20 protein-coding genes and 1 riboswitch are annotated in these 22,067 nt (G+C 34.6%); all 20 genes read left to right on the top strand.

Features of this window, described 5'->3' with window-relative positions; translation table 11 throughout:
- Position 1: 1 nt before the first annotated feature.
- The 20 genes from QOR44_RS06965 (at position 2) to QOR44_RS06865 (ending at position 22,042) form a co-directional block, all read left to right on the top strand.
- Complete coding sequence (locus QOR44_RS06965) at positions 2-949, top strand: glycosyltransferase (protein ID WP_000241108.1); 948 nt, start codon at positions 2-4, stop codon at positions 947-949.
- 1 nt (position 950) lies between these two features.
- On the top strand, positions 951-2,315 hold the full coding sequence (locus QOR44_RS06960) for a DUF2142 domain-containing protein (RefSeq protein WP_001049712.1): 1,365 nt from the start codon (positions 951-953) through the stop codon (positions 2,313-2,315).
- Positions 2,315-3,739, top strand: coding sequence for an oligosaccharide flippase family protein (locus QOR44_RS06955; protein WP_000771256.1), 1,425 nt, complete (start codon positions 2,315-2,317; stop codon positions 3,737-3,739). The genes QOR44_RS06960 and QOR44_RS06955 overlap by 1 nt, the downstream gene beginning before the upstream one ends.
- Positions 3,736-4,584 carry a glycosyltransferase gene (locus QOR44_RS06950; RefSeq protein WP_000875978.1) on the top strand — a complete coding sequence of 283 codons (849 nt, stop codon included), beginning with the start codon at positions 3,736-3,738 and terminating at the stop codon, positions 4,582-4,584. The genes QOR44_RS06955 and QOR44_RS06950 overlap by 4 nt, the downstream gene beginning before the upstream one ends.
- Positions 4,574-5,722: a glycosyltransferase family 4 protein gene (locus QOR44_RS06945; protein WP_000428968.1), complete on the top strand. Its 1,149-nt coding sequence runs from the start codon at positions 4,574-4,576 to the stop codon at positions 5,720-5,722. The genes QOR44_RS06950 and QOR44_RS06945 overlap by 11 nt, the downstream gene beginning before the upstream one ends.
- A gap of 238 nt (positions 5,723-5,960) precedes the next feature.
- Complete coding sequence (locus QOR44_RS06940; protein WP_000389766.1) at positions 5,961-6,233, top strand: hypothetical protein; 273 nt, start codon at positions 5,961-5,963, stop codon at positions 6,231-6,233.
- Positions 6,217-6,786 (top strand): signal peptidase I, encoded by a 570-nt coding sequence (lepB, locus tag QOR44_RS06935; RefSeq protein WP_000828634.1) that lies wholly within the window; start codon positions 6,217-6,219, stop codon positions 6,784-6,786. Before QOR44_RS06940 ends, lepB begins: the two co-directional genes overlap by 17 nt.
- A gap of 18 nt (positions 6,787-6,804) precedes the next feature.
- Positions 6,805-11,106: an InlB B-repeat-containing protein gene (locus QOR44_RS06930; protein ID WP_430523816.1), complete on the top strand. Its 4,302-nt coding sequence runs from the start codon at positions 6,805-6,807 to the stop codon at positions 11,104-11,106.
- 40 nt (positions 11,107-11,146) lie between these two features.
- Positions 11,147-12,664 (top strand): SpaH/EbpB family LPXTG-anchored major pilin, encoded by a 1,518-nt coding sequence (locus tag QOR44_RS06920; RefSeq protein WP_000728389.1) that lies wholly within the window; start codon positions 11,147-11,149, stop codon positions 12,662-12,664.
- A 37-nt stretch (positions 12,665-12,701) separates the two neighbouring features.
- Positions 12,702-13,577: a class C sortase gene (locus tag QOR44_RS06915; protein WP_032458724.1), complete on the top strand. Its 876-nt coding sequence runs from the start codon at positions 12,702-12,704 to the stop codon at positions 13,575-13,577.
- Positions 13,567-14,238 carry an isopeptide-forming domain-containing protein gene (locus QOR44_RS06910; RefSeq protein ID WP_000639475.1) on the top strand — a complete coding sequence of 224 codons (672 nt, stop codon included), beginning with the start codon at positions 13,567-13,569 and terminating at the stop codon, positions 14,236-14,238. Before QOR44_RS06915 ends, QOR44_RS06910 begins: the two co-directional genes overlap by 11 nt.
- Entirely contained in the window at positions 14,231-14,830 is a 600-nt protein-coding gene (locus QOR44_RS06905) for a sortase (RefSeq protein WP_000621244.1), read from the top strand. The genes QOR44_RS06910 and QOR44_RS06905 overlap by 8 nt, the downstream gene beginning before the upstream one ends.
- 68 nt (positions 14,831-14,898) lie before the next feature.
- Positions 14,899-15,044, top strand: a riboswitch (FMN riboswitch).
- A gap of 69 nt (positions 15,045-15,113) precedes the next feature.
- Positions 15,114-15,698: an ECF transporter S component gene (locus QOR44_RS06900; RefSeq protein WP_000185809.1), complete on the top strand. Its 585-nt coding sequence runs from the start codon at positions 15,114-15,116 to the stop codon at positions 15,696-15,698.
- Positions 15,679-16,320 carry a phosphatase PAP2 family protein gene (locus tag QOR44_RS06895; protein WP_000952712.1) on the top strand — a complete coding sequence of 214 codons (642 nt, stop codon included), beginning with the start codon at positions 15,679-15,681 and terminating at the stop codon, positions 16,318-16,320. The genes QOR44_RS06900 and QOR44_RS06895 overlap by 20 nt, the downstream gene beginning before the upstream one ends.
- 92 nt (positions 16,321-16,412) lie before the next feature.
- Entirely contained in the window at positions 16,413-17,348 is a 936-nt protein-coding gene (gene mnmL, locus QOR44_RS06890) for a tRNA modification radical SAM protein MnmL/YtqA (RefSeq protein ID WP_000747785.1), read from the top strand.
- Positions 17,341-17,907: a tRNA 5-(aminomethyl)-2-thiouridylate-methyltransferase MnmM gene (gene mnmM, locus QOR44_RS06885; protein WP_000596035.1), complete on the top strand. Its 567-nt coding sequence runs from the start codon at positions 17,341-17,343 to the stop codon at positions 17,905-17,907. The genes mnmL and mnmM overlap by 8 nt, the downstream gene beginning before the upstream one ends.
- A gap of 179 nt (positions 17,908-18,086) precedes the next feature.
- Positions 18,087-19,421 (top strand): hemolysin family protein, encoded by a 1,335-nt coding sequence (locus tag QOR44_RS06880; RefSeq protein ID WP_000389989.1) that lies wholly within the window; start codon positions 18,087-18,089, stop codon positions 19,419-19,421.
- Between the two features lie 67 nt (positions 19,422-19,488).
- Positions 19,489-20,277, top strand: a complete 789-nt coding sequence (pflA, locus tag QOR44_RS06875; RefSeq protein WP_000807697.1) for a pyruvate formate-lyase-activating protein — start codon at positions 19,489-19,491, stop codon at positions 20,275-20,277.
- Between the two features lie 116 nt (positions 20,278-20,393).
- Positions 20,394-21,329, top strand: a complete 936-nt coding sequence (locus QOR44_RS06870; protein ID WP_000036019.1) for a manganese-dependent inorganic pyrophosphatase — start codon at positions 20,394-20,396, stop codon at positions 21,327-21,329.
- 59 nt (positions 21,330-21,388) lie between these two features.
- Positions 21,389-22,042, top strand: coding sequence for a DUF1803 domain-containing protein (locus tag QOR44_RS06865; protein ID WP_000604061.1), 654 nt, complete (start codon positions 21,389-21,391; stop codon positions 22,040-22,042).
- Positions 22,043-22,067: the final 25 nt, after the last annotated feature.

Genomic DNA, 22,067 nt, shown 5'->3' with positions numbered 1-22,067 from the left:
TATGGTAAAAACAGCAGTTTTGATGGCAACATATAATGGTCAAGGTTTCATCCACGATCAGCTAGATTCAATTAGAAATCAAACGTTGAGACCAGACTATGTCTTAATGAGGGACGATGGCTCTACTGATGATACTGTAAAGGTGGTTGAAGACTATATAAAAGAGCACCGTTTAGATGGTTGGTCAATAACTAGTAATGATAAAAATTTAGGTTGGCGTTTGAATTTTCGTCAGTTGCTTTTAGACGCTAAGCGTCTTTCTGTAGATTATTTATTTTTTAGTGATCAAGATGACACATGGTATCATCATAAAAATAAGATGCAAGTTGATATTATGGAAGAACGCCAAGATATAAACCTTCTTAGCGCCGATATTGATATCAAAAAGTTATCAGAAGAGGCTACTATTCCCAATAATTTTAAGTTCAATGGTGAGGAAACAATTTCTAAGTATCCATTAGACTTTTCATATCATAACTATCGTCAAGGTTGGACTTTTTGTTTACGCAAGTCGTTTGTTGATCAAGTAATGACTTTTTACAGTGATAATTTAATTTTGTCACATGATAATCTTTTTGCAGGGATATCTGGTGTCATTGGTTCAGGTTACAATTTAAACAGAAGTGTTGGTGAACATAAGCGACATGCTGAGAATGCAAGTGGGAATATCTTGAATATAAGCTCAAGTTACGAAAGGCATTTACAAGAACTGTATTTTGTTTTGAGTTACTATATCATCCTTGTACCATTTTTAGAAAAAAGTAGCTCTAGTCAATTAAGGGAAGCTAAAGCTTATCTGGATTTTAATCAGCAACGTTATAAAAATGCTCAAAATAAAGATTTTGTAGCAATACTTAAACAAATGATGACTAAAAAACGGTTCTATGATAGCTTTTCAAATCGCATTCGTGACTTGGTGTTTTTATTAAAAGATATAAAAAGGAGTTAATATGAACCTCAAAAAAGTTCGTCTATTTGAAAAGTTTTTTCTAGACAAGAACTTGCATAAAACATATTTTATATTAGGCTTAACGATTACTATTGTATTGAGCCTATTAATGCCATTTTTCAATGAACCTGATGGACAATACCATTTAGCTGTGTCTGGTCGTATTTCAAATAACATTATTGATACTTCTTACTATGGAGAATATAATATTGATTCAGGTATGAGACGACAATCGACCTCCTATAGAGATGGTACTAGATTTGAAAAATACTATTTAAATAAAGCCAATTTTGTTGATGGTAATCATTTGCCTCGTGAGATAAACTATTCTAAACATAACTTTGTTTTTTGGGGTCATCTTGTGCCAGCAGTTGGCTTATTTTTAGGCAAATTTGTGTATCCTTCTATGGGGGTAATGATTACAGTAGCAAGGTTATTTAGTTCCTTTGTCTCAATCACCTTGGTTGCCCTCATTATCCGGTATGTGAAAAAAGGAAAGTTAATCTACTTTGCTATTTTCCTCAGTCCCGTAGTTCTAAATTCATTTGCTAGTCTATCTTATGACTCGACTGGATACATTGTATTTGGAGCATTTTTATCGCTTTTGATAAATCTTTTAGTTGATAAATCGTTGACTAAAAATCGTAGCGTTGCTCTTATAGGATTGATTCTTTTAGTCATTGTTGCATGTAAGCAGAATTACTGGCTGTTTTTATTGCTAGTAATACCGGTATTATTGCAGGTTAACAATCCTAAATTAATGGGCTATAATCAGAAGCTATCACATTTATTTCAAGGTCTTAAATCTAAAAAGCTATTTTGGCTATGTCTAACCTTTTTGTCACTTGCTATAGTTTATGTTTTGACCGCAAGACATGGTGGTGTCCTTGCTGTTTTAAGACGTTATGTAATGACATTTGGCTATAATTACGCTGGTATCAATATTTTAAGTAATGACATTACTTCCTGGCTTGCCTCTCCATATCCAAGTCAGAACTTTATTCCCACTTGGGTGTCATCAATATGGTATCTCATGGTCTTTCTAGTATGGTTTTCTGAAGAAAAATTTGTTAAGTCAAAAAATATGGGATTTCTTTTCTTAGCTAGTTTCTTTGTGGGAATTCTTGGTGTCTTTTTTATCATGTTAGAATATCGTGGAGCGCCAACAAGCTACATTGAAGGAGTTCAAGGACGTTACTTTACTGTTACATTGCTTTTGGTACAAGTTTTTGCATCAAGTATTCCAGCGCGTCTAAATGAGGCAGGAAGAAAAGTGGTGCCGTATGCGTTAACTGGCTTGGTAATTGTATCAAATGCCTTATTGTTATTTGATACTGTTATTAGTTTAATTATGAGGAGAAACTAATGAAACTTTTGAAAAATATGTTTTATAATACCTCATACCAGTTATTGACTTTGTTGTTACCTTTAGTAACAGTTCCTTATGTTTCCCGTGTACTATCTCCTCAAGGCATCGGTATTAATGCCTATACGAGCTCCATTGTCATGTACTTTACTTTATTTGGTGCTTTAGGGATATCTTTGTACGGTAATCGTGAGATAGCTTTTGTGCAGTCAAATAAGTATAAGAGAAGTAAGATATTTTGGGAATTAGTTGTATTAAAACTTGCCTCTGTATCTATAGCAACGTTATTATTCTTTGGATTTGTCTTACTTACAAACGAATGGCAATTATTCTATTTAATTCAAGGTATTAATTTATTAGCGACTGCAACTGATATTTCGTGGTATTTTATTGGAGTTGAAGACTTTAAGATAATTGTCATTCGTAATACCATTGTTAAGCTTATTACAGTTGTTTTGACCTTCTTAGTTGTGAAGACGCCAGATGACCTAGCACTTTATATGTTTTTAATTGCATTTGCATCATTACTCGGAAATTTAACAGTCTGGCATCATTTAAAGCATGAAATCATCAAGATACCATTTAGTAGATTAGATGTCTTAGTACATCTAAGACCAACTTTAATGTTATTTTTACCCCAAATCACCATGCAGATTTATCTCTCTCTTAACAAGAGTATGCTGGGAGCAATGGATAGTGTGGTCAGTGCTGGATATTTTGATCAATCTGATAAAATTATTCGTATTTTATTTACCATTGTTTCAGCAATCGGAGGAGTTTTCTTACCAAGGCTCTCCAGTCTATTTTCTTCAGGAAAAGAAAAGCAAGCTAAGGCTTTACTTTTGAAACTTGTTGATTTAAGCAATGCTATCTCAATGTTAATGATTGCGGGAGTGGTAGGAGTTTCGTCGACATTTGCCGTCTTCTTTTTTGGGAAAGGGTATGAAGCTGTCGGTCCGCTAATGGCTGTTGAGTCTTTGATGATCATTTGCATTTCTTATGGTAACGCTTTAGGGACACAGTATCTACTGGCTTCAAGACGTACAAAAGCTTACACAATGTCTGCAGTTATTGGACTTGTGGCAAATGTTGTGCTTAATATACTTTTAATACCAATTTTAGGTGCTATGGGAGCTATTATCTCTACAGTTATTACTGAATTTATTGTCTCCCTCTATCAAGCTATCTCTTTAAGAGATGTATTTACTTTTAAAGAATTAACAAGAGGAATGCTGCGCTATTTAATTGCTGCTACTCTTAGTGGAGCTGTACTCTATTATATCAATACTCAAATGTCAGTATCATTGGTAAATTATGTCATTCAAAGTTTAGTAGCAGTAATTATCTATGTCGGTATCGTTTTTATAACCAAAGCACCAGTTATTCAGTTATTTAGAGATTTTAGAAAAGAGCATAGAACATGAAATATTTAGCGGGTATTGTCACCTTTAACCCCAATATTGAACGCTTAGATCAGAACATTCGAGCAATTTATCCTCAAGTAAGCCACATCTATATCGTAGATAATGGCTCGAAAAATAAGGAAGAAATTTCTCAATTAGTGGCCGATTATAATGAAGAGGGGCACCTAACTGTTGATTATTTAACAGAAAATAAAGGGATTGCATATGCTTTGAACTGTATCGGTCAATTTGCAGTAGCACAAGAATTTGATTGGTTCTTGACTTTAGATCAAGATTCGGTTGTCCTAGGTGATTTGATAGATAATTATGAAAATTACCTTCATTTACCTAAGATCGGTATGTTATCTTGTTTGTATCAAGATATGAACCGTGAAGATTTGGTTATGCAAGAATTTGACTATAAAGAAATTGAAGAGTGTATTACTTCGGCTGCTTTAATGAAAACGAGCGTTTTTGAAGAAACATCTGGCTTTGCAGAAGAGATGTTTATTGATTTTGTTGACTCTGAAATGAATTATCGTCTGTCAGAGATGGGATATAAGACTTATCAGGTTAATTTTATTGGTCTTTTACACGAAATTGGACACTCTTCACGAGTTAAAAAATTTGGCCATGTTTTTCATGTATTGAATCATTCATCATTTCGAAAATATTACATGATACGCAATGCGATCTATATTATAAAAAAATATGGTAAGAAGAAGCGACACAAATATTTAGTATTTATGCGAAATGAATTTGTTCGAGTGTTGGTAGCAGAAGAGCAAAAGAGCAAAAAATTAGTTGCTATGATTAAAGGCTTAAAAGATGGCTTATTGATGAAAGTGGATAAATATGGAAAATAAGGTAAAAACAGTTGCTGTTTTCTCAGGATATTATCTACCCTTCCTCGGAGGTATTGAACGTTATACAGATAAAATGACAGCAGATTTGGTTAAGCGTGGCTACCGTGTTGTTATTGTAACAACTAATCATGGTGATTTACCGATTATAGATGAAGACAAGGGTAGAAAAATTTACCGTTTACCGACCAAAAATATTGTCAAGCAGCGCTATCCTATTATTAACAAAAATCGAGAATACAACACGCTGATGAAATATGTTTCAGATGAAAATATTGATTTTGTGATTTGTAATACACGTTTTCAGTTAACAACGCTAGAAGGGCTATCTTTTGCAAAGAAACACCGTTTACCTAGTATTGTTTTAGACCATGGGTCAAGTCATTTTTCTGTCAATAATCGTTTTTTAGATTTCTTTGGAGCTATCTATGAACATCTTCTCACAGCGCGTGTTAAGCATTATCGTCCAGATTTTTATGCGGTATCCAAGAGAAGCGTTGAGTGGTTAAAACATTTTAATATAGAAGCTAAAGGAGTTATTTATAATTCGGTATCTGAAAGTCTAGGCTCTGATTTTGCTGACACGGCTTACCTTGAAAAATCTGCTGATGATATTTTCATCACTTATGCTGGTAGAATTATTAAAGAAAAAGGCATTGAATTGCTCTTAGAAGCATTTTCGATGTCACAGTACTCTGAAAATGTTTATTTACAGATTGCAGGAGACGGACCTGAATTAGCACATTTGAAAGAGAAATATCAGTCCAAACAGATTAACTTTTTGGGGAAATTAAACTTTGAACAGACTATGTCTTTAATGGCACAGACAGATATCTTTGTTTACCCATCAATGTATCCAGAGGGATTACCAACCTCTATTTTAGAAGCTGGTCTACTTTCGAGTGCTATTATTGCAACAGATCGCGGTGGAACAGTTGAAGTTATTGATAGCCCTGAGTTAGGAATCATCATGGAAGAAAATACTCAGTCACTCCATGAATCTCTTGATTTATTAGTAAAAGATAAGGCATTAAGAGAGAAATTACAACAGAATATTGCTAAAAGAATTAAAGAACATTTCACCTGGGAAAAAACAGTTGAAAAGTTGGATTATATTATTCAAAAAGAACTTAATCTGTAATAGATTGTGTCACTAAATTGATGCTATTGTCCTATTGATTCTTTTGTTTTTAATGCCTAGAATTCGAGCTTTCAAAAAGAAAATAATTCCGATGAGATTTTTCAAAAAATTATCAAAAATGTTAATTTAGCATAGACTTTTTTGAGAAAAAACACAGGACAAAAAATGAGTTTAAAGGTTAGAACTTTGATATAATATCTAAACGATAATTTAAGGTTCAGTTAAGGAAGTAATCGCGATGGAAGATTTAAAAAAATTAAAAAGAAAAGACTTGCTAGAAATTATGTTAGAACAGCAACTTCTTATTGAAAAACAAGAGAAAGAGATTCAGCAACTTAAAGAAGCGCTAGATGATAAAAAAATCAAAATTAGCAAAGCTGGTTCTATTGCCGAAGCTTCCTTAATGCTTAGTGGTATTTTTGAGACTGCTCAGTTAGCTGCAGATACCTATTTAGAAAACGTAAAGAATTTAGTAGATAAGAGAGGCGTAGACAATGAAAAGACAGATTAGTTCAGATAAATTATCTCAAGAACTGGATCGCGTAACTTATCAGAAACGCTTTTGGAGTGTCATTAAAAATACCATATACATCTTGATGGCGGTTGCCTCAACAGCTATTTTAATTGCGGTTTTATGGTTGCCTGTATTAAGAATCTACGGACATTCAATGAATAAGACTTTAAGTGCAGGTGATGTAGTCTTTACAGTAAAAGGTTCAAATTTTAAAACTGGAGACGTTGTCGCGTTTTACTACAATAATAAGGTCCTAGTCAAGCGGGTTATTGCAGAGTCAGGAGACTGGGTTAATATTGATTCTCAAGGGGATGTTTACGTGAATCAACATAAGTTGAAAGAACCATATGTTATTCATAAAGCACTCGGTAATAGTAATATAAAATACCCATATCAAGTACCTGATAAAAAAATTTTTGTATTAGGAGACAACCGAAAAACTTCAATTGATTCTCGAAATACTTCTGTAGGAGATGTTTCAGAAGAACAAATTGTAGGTAAAATTTCTTTCAGAATATGGCCTCTAGGTAAGATTAGTAGTATCAATTAAGGTTAGGGAGGATGAAAAATGCTAAAGAAGTGTCAAACTTTTATAATCGAATCATTAAAAAAGAAAAAACACCCTAAAGAGTGGAAAATTATCATGTGGTCATTGATGATCCTAACAACTTTTTTAACGACTTATTTTTTAATTCTACCAGCAATAACAGTTGAAGAAACTAAGACAGATGATGTGGGGATTACTTTAGAAAATAAAAATTCTAGCCAGGTAACTTCATCAACATCTAGTTCTCAATCAAGTGTTGAGCAGAGCAAGCCACAGACTCCTGCTTCCAGTGTAACAGAAACATCATCTTCTGAGGAAGCTGCTTATCGTGAAGAACCATTGATGTTTAGAGGTGCAGACTATACTGTAACAGTGACTTTGACCAAAGAAGCTAAGATTCCTAAAAATGCTGATTTAAAGGTGACGGAATTAAAAGACAATTCAGCTACTTTTAAAGACTATAAGAAAAAAGCATTGACAGAAGTTGCTAAACAAGATAGTGAAATCAAAAATTTCAAACTCTATGACATTACTATTGAGTCAAATGGTAAAGAAGCAGAACCCCAAGCCCCAGTAAAAGTAGAGGTCAACTATGATAAGCCATTAGAAGCTTCAGATGAAAACCTTAAAGTTGTTCACTTTAAAGATGATGGTCAAACAGAAGTATTAAAATCTAAAGATACTGCAGAAACTAAGAACACTAGCAGTGATGTTGCTTTTAAAACAGATTCATTCTCCATTTATGCAATTGTTCAAGAGGATAATACAGAAGTTCCTAGGTTAACTTACCATTTTCAAAATAATGACGGAACTGATTATAATTTCCTGACAGCTTCAGGTATGCAAGTTCATCATCAAATTATAAAAGATGGAGAATCTCTAGGAGAAGTTGGGATTCCGACGATTAAAGCAGGAGAGCATTTTAATGGTTGGTATACCTATGATCCTACTACTGGAAAGTATGGTGACCCTGTTAAATTTGGTGAGCCAATAACTGTAACTGAGACAAAAGAAATTTATGTTCGTCCATTTATGAGTAAAGTGGCGACAGTAACTTTATATGATGATTCTGCTGGTAAAAGTATTTTGGAGCGTTATCAAGTACCATTGGATAGTTCAGGAAACGGAACCGCGGATCTAAGTTCATTTAAAGTTTCACCACCCACTTCAACATTGTTATTTGTAGGTTGGTCTAAAACTCAAAATGGAGCTCCACTTTCTGAATCAGAAATTCAAGCATTACCTGTATCTTCAGACATAAGTCTTTATCCTGTCTTTAAAGAATCGTACGGTGTTGAATTCAACACAGGCGACTTATCAACAGGAGTTACCTATATTGCACCTCGTCGTGTGTTAACAGACCAACCTGTTTCGACAATTAAGCCTAATGATCCAACAAGGCCAGGTTATACTTTTGCAGGGTGGTACACAGCTGCTAGTGGTGGGACAGCCTTTGATTTTAATCAAGTCTTGACCAAGGATACGACGCTATATGCACATTGGTCGCCCGCACAAACAACCTACACGATAAACTACTGGCAACAATCAGCAACGGATAATAAAAATGCTACTGATGCGCAAAAGACATATGAGTACGCAGGGCAAGTAACACGATCAGGCCTATCTTTATCTAATCAGACGCTAACACAACAAGATATTAATGCAAAATTGCCGACTGGCTTTAAAGTTAATAATACGAGGACAGAAACTTCTGTCATGATAAAAGACGATGGTTCAAGTGTTGTTAATGTTTATTATGATAGAGAACTTGTGACTATGAGATTTGCGAAGACGGGCTACTCTGAGGTTTATTATCAAAGTTCTTCGTTTCCTTGGACTAGTGCATCATATGCCGAAACCTATACTGGACTATATGGTACGACTTTAGCTGCGAATGGCTATCAGTGGAAGACAGGTGCGTGGCGTTACCTAACTTCAACTGGAGTATCAGGAATGAGTTATTTGGGTGAGTTTATACTTCCCAGTGGAGTACGTGGAACAAATCCTTATGAAATAAAATTGTATCCTGTTGGTCAGCGAATTCAAAATTATGCTTTCTATAAACAAGGACTAGATGGCAAATACTTTTTATCAGATGTAGGGGGAGGTGCTGGAGCAGACGAGTTTACCTTTACAGAAAAATACTTAGGATTTAATGTTAAATACTATCAAAGGTTGTATCAAGATAATTACTTATTTGATGCTAAACCACTACAAACTAGCGCTAATACAACTGTGTCAGTCGCTGATCAATATTACGATCAGTATGGATATTATCACAAAGATTATCTAAACCTTAGAGTATGGTATGAACGTAATTCATACAAGATTAATTATTTAGATCCGCTTGATAATACAGAGCTTCCTAATTTTCCAGTAAAGGATGTTTTATATGAGCAAAATTTATCCTCTTATGCCCCCGATACGACAACGGTTCAACCTAAACCTAGTCGACCAGGGTATGTTTGGGATGGTAAATGGTATAAAGACCAAGCACAAACACAAGTATTTGATTTTAACATGACTATGCCTCCTCATGATGTTAAAGTCTATGCAGGTTGGCAAAAGGTAACATATCGTGTCAATATTGATCCAAATGGAGGTCAATTATCAAAAACAGCTGATACTTATTTAGACTTGCATTATGGTGATCGTATTCCGGAATATACAGATATTACAAGGGATTATATCCAAGATCCTTCAGGTACATATTATTATAAGTATGATTCACGAGATAAAGATTCCGACTCAACTAAAGCTGCCTATTATACGACAGATAATAGTCTCTCAAATGTCGATACAACAACTAAGTACAAGTACGTAAAAGACGCTTACAAATTAGTCGCTTGGTACTATGTTAATCCAGATGGTAGTATTAGACCTTATAACTTTTCAGGTGCTGTAACTCAAGATATCAATTTAAGAGCTATTTGGCGAAAGGCTGGAGATTATCATATTATATACAGCAATGATGCTGTTGGTACAGATGGAAAGCCAGCATTGGATGCTTCTGGTCAGCAATTACAAACAAGTAATGAGCCTACTGACCCTGATTCCTATGACGATGGCTCCCATTCAGCCTTACTGAGACGTCCGACAATGCCAGATGGCTATCGTTTCCGTGGCTGGTGGTACAATGGTAAAATTTATAACCCATATGATTCCATTGATATTGACGCCCATTTAGCAGATGCTAATAAAAATATCACCATAAAACCTGTCATTATTCCAGTAGGAGATATCAAATTAGAAGATACCTCAATCAAATATAATGGTAACGGTGGTACTAGAGTAGAAAATGGTAATGTGGTAACACAAGTGGAGACACCGCGTATGGAGTTGAATAGCACAACTACAATTCCTGAAAATCAATACTTTACAAGGACAGGTTACAACCTTATTGGTTGGCATCATGATAAGGATTTAGCTGATACAGGACGTGTGGAGTTTACAGCAGGTCAATCAATAGGTATTGATAACAACCCTGATGCAACAAATACCTTATATGCTGTTTGGCAACCTAAAGAATACACCGTCAGAGTAAGTAAAACTGTCGTTGGACTAGATGAAGATAAGACGAAAGACTTTTTGTTTAATCCAAGTGAAACGTTGCAACAAGAGAGTTTTCCGCTGAGAGATGGTCAGACTAAGGAATTTAAAGTACCTTATGGAACTTCTATATCAATAGATGAACAAGCCTACGATGAATTTAAAGTATCTGAGTCAATTACAGAAAAAAATCTAGCAACTGGTGAAGCTGATAAAACTTATGATGCTACCGGCTTACAATCCCTTACAGTTTCAGGAGACGTAGATATTAGCTTTACCAATACACGTATCAAGCAAAAAGTACGACTACAGAAAGTTAATGTCGAAAATGATAATAATTTTTTAGCAGGTGCAGTTTTTGATATTTATGAATCAGATGCTAATGGGAATAAAGCTTCACATCCTATGTATTCAGGGCTGGTGACAAACGATAAAGGCTTGTTATTAGTGGATGCTAATAACTACCTCAGTTTGCCAGTAGGAAAATACTACCTAACAGAGACAAAGGCCCCTCCAGGGTACCTACTACCTAAAAATGATATGTCAGTATTAGTGATTTCTACGGGAGTTACCTTTGAACAAAATGGTAATAATGCGACACCAATAAAAGAGAATTTAGTAGATGGAAGTACAGTATATACTTTTAAAATTACTAACAGTAAAGGAACAGAATTGCCTAGTACTGGAGGTATTGGAACACACATTTATATCCTAGTTGGTTTAGCTTTAGCTCTACCATCAGGATTAATATTATACTATCGAAAAAAAATATGAATTAATCATTCATCAATATGATTTTAGGAGAAAGATTTCAATGAAAAAGAAAATGATTCAATCGCTGTTAGTGGCGAGTTTAGCATTTGGTATGGCTGTATCACCAGTTACGCCGATAGCTTTTGCCGCTGAGACAGGGACAATTACAGTTCAAGATACTCAAAAAGGCGCAACCTATACCCCATATAAAATTTTTGATGCAGAAGTAGCAGATTCCTCAATGACTGATATTGGCAAAGATGGCGTATCTTATATGATTCCACAAGGTAAGGAGACAATGTATCAGTCATCCACAGGTTTCACTGACTTATTTACGACCTCAACTACAGGAGGGCGTACATACGTTAGTAAAAAAGAAGGAGTGAGTGATGTAGCAATTGCAACGTGGGCCAAAACAATTTCTAGCAGCATCACCGCGGGAAATTCAGTTACGGAATCAGGCGTTGATGGTACTGAGATAATTTCAGGTCTAGATTATGGCTATTATTATATAAAAAGCTCTATAAATAATGGTTCTACGGTAATGGTAACATCTGTTTCTCCTAATGCCACTATCCATGAGAAAAATTCGACTGCAGGTTGGGGACAGAACGGAGGAAAGACTGTTGATCGTACCTCTTACTCAGTTGGTGATAAAGTTACTTATACAATAACCTATGAAAATGCAGTAAATTATAATGGTAGCAGTAAGGTTTATCAATATGTATTAGATGACACAATGCCTGCCCAAAATGTTGTAGATTTAGATGAAGGAAGTTATACTGTTACTGTTACTAGTGCAGATGGAGTATCAAAAACTCTTAGTAAGGATAACGGTACAATAAGTGATAAAAATGGGACATATACTGTTTCAGAATTAAATAATAACTTTAAATTAACAATTCCTTGGGCGGCTACAAAACTTCAATCCTCAGATAGTAATACAGGTGGAAAAGATGATTTTTATTATTCAGGAGTTAACAAAATTATAGTTACTTATACGGGAGTATTAAAAAGTAAGGCTACGCCAGGGTCTGGCACTATAGAGGAAAATACTAATACTGCTAAAATAAATCCAAATGAAGAAAATTCAGATTCGGGTCAAAAAGTCAGTGTAAATGATGGTAAAATTACAATAAAAAAAATAGATGGAGCTGATAGCAATAAGGTCTTGGAAGGAGCAACCTTTATTGTGAAAAACTCTCAGGGAGAATTTCTTGACTACAGTGACAGTGAGAATGTAAAATGGACAACTGATCAGTCTAAGGCTACGCCATACAGAACTGATTCAAGTGGTACAGTGAGCATTTTAGGACTTGCTTCAGGAACATATAAATTAGTTGAAACGAAGGCTCCTGCAGGTTATAATTTAATGACTGATGAAACACCTGTTGAATTAAAGCTAGGAGCTGAAGGAAATCAAGATACTCTTTTAGTAACATCAACTGTAAAAAATAACAAAGGTACTGAGTTGCCTTCAACAGGTGGTATTGGTACAACAATTTTCTACATTATAGGTGCAATTTTAGTAATAGGAGCAGGTATCGTGCTTGTTGCTCGTCGTCGTTTACGTTCTTAATAAGATGGGCTAGCAAAGTGGTACAGATTTAAAATATATGAAAAAAATAAGACAACATTTAGTATCCATTTTGCTTGTCACTATAATTGCAGTGGGGGTAGGCTTAATGGCTTATCCTTCACTTGCTAATTATTGGAATTCATTTCACCAATCTCGAGCGATTATGGATTACCAAGACCGCGTAACGCATATGGATGAAAACGATTATAAAAAAATTATTAACCGAGCCAAAGAATATAATAAGCAATTTAAAACTTCAGGAATGAAGTGGCACATGACTGACCAAGAGCGTTTGGATTATAATTCACAACTGGCTATAGATAAAACGGGTAATATGGGTTATATTTCAATTCCAAAGATAAACATAAAATTACCACTTTATCATGGTACAAGTGAAAAAGTGCTTCAAACTTCTATTGGTCATTTAGAAGGAAGTAGTCTTCCAATTGGAGGAGACTCAACTCATTCTATTTTATCAGGACATAGAGGTTTACCCTCTTCAAGGCTTTTTTCTGATTTGAATAAGTTAAAAGCTGGAGACCACTGGACAGTCAGTATCTTAAATGAAACATATACTTATCAAGTGGATCAAATCAGAACAGTTAAACCGGATGATTTGAGGGATTTACAAATTGTTAAAGGTAAAGACTACCAAACTTTGGTGACGTGTACACCATATGGCGTTAATACCCATCGGTTACTAGTGAGAGGACATCGTGTACCAAACGATAATGGTAACGCTTTGGTGGTAGCAGAGGCAATACAAATAGAGCCTATTTATATCGCACCATTTATCGCTATTTTCCTTACTTTGATTTTACTTTTAATCTTTTTAGAAGTAACTAGGAGAGCACGTCAACGTAAGAAAATTTTAAAACAAGCAATGAGAAAGGAAGAGAACAATGATTTATAAAAAGATCCTAAAGATAACTCTTCTCTTATTATTTAGTCTAAGTACTCAACTTGTGTCTGCTGATACCAATGATCAGATGAAAACGGGTTCTATTACTATACAAAATAAGTATAATAATCAAGGTATCGCTGGCGGTAATTTACTTGTTTACCAAGTAGCACAAGCTAAAGATGTTGATGGTAATCAAGTTTTTACTCTGACTACCCCATTTCAAGGTATTGGGATAAAAGACGATGATCTAACACAAGTAAACCTTGATAGTAACCAAGCCAAATATGTCAATCTACTAACAAAAGCTGTTCATAAAATTCAACCTTTACAAACGTTTGATAATTTACCGGCTGAAGGTATTGTTGCGAACAATCTTCCTCAAGGGATTTATCTATTTATTCAGACTAAAACAGCTCAAGGTTATGAACTAATGTTTCCCTTTATACTATCAATACCTAAGGATGGGAAGTACGATATTACAGCATTTGAGAAAATGAGCCCTTTAAATGCTAAACCTAAAAAAGAAGAGACGATTACTCCTACAGTAGCACATCAGACAAAGGGAAAGCTCCCGTTTACTGGACAAGTATGGTGGCCAATACCTATACTAATTATGTCAGGACTTCTGTGTTTAATAATAGCCCTAAAATGGAGAAGAAGACGTGATTAGAAGATATTCAGCAAATTTTTTAGCTATACTTGGAATCATTCTGGTAAGTTCTGGAATCTATTGGGGTTGGTATAATATTAATCAGGCGCATCAAGCTGATTTAACTTCTAAGCATATTGTCAAGGCGCTTGATAAATCTATTACGCATCAAGTAAAGGGTTCAGAAAATGGAGAATTACCTGTAAAAAAGTTGGATAAAACAGATTACTTGGGAACTCTGGATATTCCGAACTTAAAACTGCATTTACCGGTAGCTGCTAATTATAGTTTTGAACAACTGTCTAAAACGCCTACAAGGTATTATGGTTCTTATTTAACTAATAACATGGTGATTTGTGCGCATAATTTTCCTTATCATTTTGATGCTTTAAAAAATGTAGATATGGGAACGGATGTTTATTTTACAACTACAACAGGGCAAATCTATCACTACAAAATCAGTAATAGAGAAATTATTGAACCAACAGCGATTGAAAAAGTTTATAAAACTGCCACATCAGACAATGATTGGGACTTAAGCCTGTTTACTTGTACAAAGGCAGGAGTAGCTAGAGTATTAGTGCGCTGTCAATTAATTGATGTTAAAAATTAATATTATACAATCTACTACTAATTAGTGATTAAAAAACTTGCAATTGCAAGTTTTTTTTGTTATGCTATAGGTGTCTTCAGGGCAGGGTGTAATTCCCGACCGGCGGTAATCGCTTCCAACTTATTTGTCAGTTGTGAAGCATCAGTCCGCGAGCGAAAGCTGATGTGGTGAGATTCCACAACCGACAGTAAAGTCTGGATGGGAGAAGACAAAGGTTTTTTTCGCGTACCTACGCTTACCTTTGGAGCTTCTTTCAATTTATTTAAATTGGAGGAATTTTTTTATGACAAATACACGTAAAATGGTGACAATCGCCATTCTTTCTGCCTTATCTTTTGTATTGATGATGGTTTCATTTCCATTAATACCAGGAGCAGAATTTTTAAAGGTTGATTTTTCAATCCTTCCGATGTTAGTTGCTTTTATTTTATTTGATTTGAAATCAAGTTATGGTGTACTCTTATTAAGATCACTTTTAAAAGTTATACTTGCTAATCGTGGTCCAGAAACCTTTATCGGTTTACCGATGAATATGGTTGCTCTAGCTCTATTTTTAGCAAGTTTCGCTATTTTCTGGAAAAATAGAGAGAGTGCAAAAGATTTTATTAAAGCTAGTTTATTTGGTACAGTTAGCTTGACTGTATCTATGGTAGCTCTCAACTATGTCTTTGCGATTCCTTTGTATGCTATATTTGCTAACTTTGATATCAGAACATTTATTGGTGTAGGCAATTACCTTTTAACAATGGTTATTCCATTTAATATCGTTGAGGGAATTTTAATTTCGATTGTTTTCTATCTAACTTACGTGGCTTGTTTGCCAATATTAGAAAGATATAAAAAGACTAATGTTATCTCGTCAAAATAGTAAACTTATTCAAGCATTTATTGCTATTATCTTATTTTTCAGTTTAGGATTGGTCATCAAATATTGGCCCGACACTGTAATCGCATTTGACCAAACTATTCAAGAAAGTGTTAGAGGACAGTTGCCAAATCTTTCTACAAGATTTTTCAAGTTAATCACTGTGGTTGGTAATACTGTAAGCCAGATAGCTATTGCGATTATGAGCGTCACTTTCTGTTACCTTAAGAAGTGGTATCCTCAAGCTAGATTTATCGCAGTAAATGCTATTATCTCTGGTATATGTATACTTTCTTTAAAACTTATTTTTCAAAGAGTGAGACCAACTTTAACCCATTTAGTATTTGCAGGTGGCTATTCGTTTCCCAGTGGGCACTCGATGGGAACATTTATGATATTTGGGAGTATTATTATTTTATTGCAGTACTATATGCCTAAGAGTATATGGAAACTGTTGTGCCAAGGTATTTTGGGTTTGCTCATTTTTTTAATTGGGTTATCTCGTATTTACCTAGGGGTTCATTTTCCGACAGATGTTTTAGCTGGTTTTATACTTGCTTATGGTATTTTGAATCTAACTGCGTATATCTTTTTAGCCAAGGATTGGTTAAAGAAAGTGAAGTAAATAAAAGATTGGGACTAACTGACGTTCCAATCTTTTTTAGTTTTATTGTAGTAGTGAGGTTATTTTAGTTAAAATTGTGATACAATTATCCTATGAAAAAACGTTATCGTGCGATTAATGATTATTATCGAGAACTCTTTGGAGAAAAAATATTTAAATTACCTATAGATGCTGGTTTTGACTGTCCTAACAGAGACGGAACAGTTGCTAGAGGAGGATGCACTTTTTGCACAGTTTCTGGTTCAGGGGATGCTATAGTTGCTCCAGAAGCTCCTATTCGTGAACAATTCTATAAAGAAATTGATTTCATGCATAGAAAGTGGCCTGAGGTTAATAAATACTTAGTCTATTTTCAAAATTTTACCAATACCCATGCTAAGTTAGAGATAATTAAAGAGCGTTACGAACAGGCTATTAATGAGCCAGGAGTTATCGGGATCAACATCGGAACAAGGCCGGATTGCTTACCTGATGAAACTATATACTATCTCGCTGAACTTTCTGAAAGAATGCATGTGACTTTAGAATTAGGCCTTCAGACAACTTATGAAGCAACTTCTGCATTAATAAATAGAGCACATTCATATGACCTTTACAAAAAAACTGTTAAGAGAATACGAGAATTAGCTCCTAAAGTAGAAATCGTTTCTCACCTAATAAATGGTCTCCCAGGGGAGACACATGATATGATGGTGGAAAATGTTCGTCGATGTGTTACGGATAATGATATTCAGGGTATAAAATTACACCTTCTGCATCTTATGACTAATACAAGAATGCAGAGAGATTACCATGAAGGTCGTTTACGTTTGTTAAGTCAAGAAGACTATATTTCGATTATTTGTGACCAACTGGAGATTATTCCAAAACATATTGTTATTCACCGAATTACTGGTGATGCGCCACGTCATATGTTAATTGGACCGATGTGGAGCCTTAATAAATGGGAAGTGCTTAATGCTATTGACAAAGAAATGGAGAAAAGACAGTCATATCAAGGATGTAAAGTTGAGGTAAAACATGATTAAAAGACCAATTCATCTTTCTCATGATTTTTTAGCAGAAGTTATTGATAAAGAAGCAATAACGCTTGATGCAACTATGGGAAATGGGAATGATACTGTTTTTTTAGCGAAAAGTTCTAAAAAAGTTTATGCATTTGATATTCAAGAAGAAGCAATAGCAAAAACGAAAGCAAAGCTCACGGAGCAAGGGATCTCTAACGCTGAACTTATCTTGGATGGGCATGAAAATTTGGAACAGTATGTTCATACACATTTAAGAGCGGCTATATTTAATCTAGGATACTTACCCTCAGCGGATAAAACAGTTATTACAAAACCTCACACAACTATCAAGGCAATCAAAAACGTTTTAGATATTTTAGAAGTAGGTGGACGTCTATCGCTTATGGTTTATTATGGTCATGATGGTGGAAAAAGTGAGAAAGATGCGGTGATAGCATTCGTGGAACAATTACCACAGAATAATTTCGCTACAATGCTTTATCAACCACTCAATCAAGTTAATACGCCCCCTTTTTTAATTATGGTAGAAAAGTTACAATCATATGAAAATGAGGTGTAACTATCTTTAGGCAATTAGCAAAAATGATAATTGCTATAAAATGCCATAAACAATATTATCGACTATGCGCTCAGTGCTATTATATGATATAATGATAGCATTATCTAATAGAAGAACAGTTGGTAGAGTTAATCGCTATCAGCTAAATTCAAATAATTTTTATTTAGGAGTAATTTTCCATGGAAGACCCTGGCAGTCAGAGTTTGTTACTACAATTTGTTATTTTATTAATATTAACCCTATTTAACGCCTTCTTTTCAGCATCTGAAATGGCTTTAGTATCGCTAAACCGCTCTAAAGTAGAACAGAAAGCTGAAGAAGGGGACAAAAGGTATCGACGTCTTTTGGACGTTCTTGAAAATCCCAATAATTTTTTATCAACAATTCAAGTTGGTATTACTTTTATTAGCCTTTTGCAAGGGGCTAGTTTATCTGCCTCACTAGGACATGTGATTTCAGGGTGGCTAGGAAATTCAGCAACAGCCCGTACAGCAGGGAGTATTATTGCGCTAATCTTTTTAACATATGTCTCTATTGTTCTAGGAGAATTATATCCTAAGCGTATTGCTATGAATTTGAAAGATCGTCTAGCAATTGTTTCAGCTCCCATTATTATCTTTCTAGGGAAAATCGTAAGCCCCTTTGTATGGTTGCTTTCAGCTTCAACTAACTTATTGAGTAGAATCACTCCGATGACTTTTGATGATGCTGACGAGAAGATGACACGTGATGAAATTGAATATATGTTGACGAATAGTGAAGAAACTTTGGATGCTGAAGAAATTGAGATGCTGCAAGGGATTTTCTCGCTAGATGAAATGATGGCGCGTGAAGTTATGGTTCCGCGCACTGATGCTTTCATGATTGACATCAACAATGATGCACAATCAAATATTGAAGGAATTTTATCACAAAACTTTTCTCGTGTCCCTGTTTATGATGACGATAAAGATAGAGTTGTTGGTGTTTTACATACCAAGCGCTTATTGGAAGTGGGCTTTAAAACTGGTTTTGATACTATCGACTTGCGAAAAATACTTCAGGAACCTCTTTTTGTTCCAGAAACGATTTTTGTAGATGACCTTTTAAAAGCATTACGCAACACTCAAAATCAAATGGCCATTTTACTAGACGAATATGGTGGCGTTGCTGGTTTAGTAACTCTAGAGGATTTATTGGAAGAAATTGTCGGCGAAATTGATGATGAAACAGATACAGCTGAACAATTTGTCAGGGAAATCGATGAGAATATCTATATTGTTCTAGGAACTATGACGCTTAATGAATTTAATGATTATTTTGAGACAGAGTTAGAAAGTGATGATGTTGATACAATTGCGGGTTATTATTTAACAGGTGTGGGTAGTATTCCAAACCAAGAGGAAAAAGTAGCTTACGAAGTAGACAGCAAAGATAAACACATCACTTTGATTAATGATAAAGTTAAAGATGGTCGTATAACAAAATTGAAAGTGCTATTGTCTGATATAGAACAGAATATTGAAAAAGACTAAGATTACTTAGTCTTTTTTTCATGAAAATGATATAATAAAGTCATAAAAACGGTTACAAGGTGATGAAATGGCAGAAATAGACTATAAAAAAGTAACAGGAATGATCCATTCTACAGAAAGTTTCGGCTCTGTGGATGGGCCAGGTATTCGTTTTATCATTTTTATGCAAGGATGTAAAATGCGTTGTCAATACTGTCATAATCCTGATACTTGGGAAATGGAAACTAACAATTCAAAGGAACGTACCGTTGAGGATGTTCTAAAAGAAGCTCTTCGTTATAAACATTTTTGGGGAAAAGATGGAGGTATCACAGTTTCAGGTGGTGAAGCAATGCTGCAAATTGACTTTATTACAGCCCTCTTTATTGAGGCTAAGAAACTAGGTATTCATACAACGCTAGATACTTGTGGTTTTGCTTATCGAGCAACACCAGAATACCATGCTATCCTTGAAAAATTGTTAGATGTTACTGATTTGGTACTCCTTGACTTAAAAGAAATTGATCCAGAACAACATAAAATTGTAACTCGTCAGTCTAACAAAAATATTTTACAGTTTGCTAGATACTTATCTGATAGAGGTACTCCGGTATGGATTCGTCATGTTTTAGTTCCTGGATTGACTGATATTGATGACCATTTAAAACGTTTGGGTGAATTTGTCCAAACACTTGATAATGTCGATAAATTTGAAGTATTGCCTTATCATACTATGGGAGAGTTCAAATGGCGTGAATTAGGAATTCCGTATCCATTAGCTGGTGTGAAACCACCAACTCCAGAACGTGTTAAAAACGCTAAAGATATCATGAAAACAGAATCCTATACAGAATATCTAAAAAGGATTCAAAATTAGTTTTAAGTTGAATTTTATTCAACTTTTTTAGTTGCAAAGGGCTTCCTAGTAAGATTTTTTGCTAAGTTATTCAATTTTTGCTACAATAAGGTGAATATAAAAGAAGAGGTAAAAACATGTCTAAAATTTTAGTCTTTGGTCACCAAAATCCAGATTCAGATGCTATTGGATCATCAGTTGCTTTTGCATATCTAGCTAAAGAAGCTTGGGGGCTTGACACAGAGGCCGTTGCTTTAGGAACTCCAAATGAAGAAACAGCATATGTTTTAGATTATTTTGGTGTTCAAGCACCTCGAGTAGTAGAATCTGCAAAAGCAGAGGGTGTAGAGACAGTCATTTTAACTGACCATAACGAATTCCAACAATCTATTTCTGATATTAAAGATGTGACAGTTTATGGCGTTGTTGATCATCATCGTGTTGCTAACTTTGAGACTGCCAATCCGTTATATATGCGTTTGGAACCAGTTGGCTCAGCATCATCGATTGTTTACCGTATGTTTAAGGAAAATGGAGTATCAGTACCCAAAGAGTTGGCTGGTTTATTATTATCAGGTTTGATTTCAGATACTCTTCTTTTGAAATCACCAACAACTCATGCTTCAGATATTCCAGTTGCAAAAGAACTAGCAGAGCTTGCAGGTGTAAACTTAGAAGAATATGGTTTAGAAATGCTTAAAGCAGGTACTAACCTCTCAAGTAAGACTGCAGCGGAGTTGATTGATATTGATGCTAAAACATTTGAATTAAATGGAGAAGCTGTTCGTGTTGCACAAGTTAATACTGTGGACATTAACGATATTTTAGCACGTCAAGAAGAGATTGAAGTTGCTATTCAAGAAGCAATTGTCACAGAAGGTTATTCTGATTTTGTATTGATGATTACTGACATTGTTAATTCAAATTCAGAGATTTTAGCTCTCGGTTCAAATATGGCTAAAGTTGAAGCAGCTTTTGAATTTACACTTGAAAATAACCACGCTTTTCTTGCTGGGGCAGTATCACGCAAAAAACAAGTTGTTCCTCAATTGACAGAAAGCTACAATGCTTAATTAATCATGTAAAACGGGCTACGTCCCGTTTTTTTAGTCATACATTTAGGAGCGCTTTTATGATATTAACGTTTAATCCAGGAAAGTTAGAAAGACAAGAGTTTTTTAAGGAGCTTATTAACTATCTTTGGATACATGATGATGTAACACTAAGACAAATAAAGTCCCACTTTACAGACTATTCTAAAATTGACCGTTTGTTAGAAGAATATATTAATCATGGATATATCCTTCGCCAAAATAAACGCTACAGCCTTAATCTTCCTTTTCTGAGTTCGCTAGATGGATTAGTATTAGATGATTTGGTTTTCATAGATTCTGATAGTCAAATCTATCAGTTATTACAGAAGCGAAAATTTGTGACAAATTTAGATAACCCAACCAATCACTTGGTATTTGTAGAAGAGACAGATTTTGAAAGAAACACTTTGACTCTTTCTAATTATTTCTATAAACTAACTAACGGTTATCCACTTTCAAGAGAACAAAAAAAGCTTTATCAACTTTTAGGAGATGTTAATTCGGAATATGCTTTAAAATATATGTCAAGCTTTATATTGAAATTTCTTCGCAAGGATAGTGTTAAGCAAAAACGTACAGATATTTTTATCCAAGCTTTAGAATTACTTGGATATATTAGCTTAAACCAAGATACTACCTATCGTTTAAATGCTAAACTTGATGTTGAAGCTTTAAAGATTTACTTAACATAAAAAAGACTGGAAGTTTGTCCAGTCT

The organism is Streptococcus agalactiae (assembly GCF_949788565.1).
Taxonomy (GTDB): Bacteria; Bacillota; Bacilli; order Lactobacillales; family Streptococcaceae; genus Streptococcus; species Streptococcus agalactiae.
This window is presented reverse-complemented; position numbering and strand designations above follow the sequence as displayed.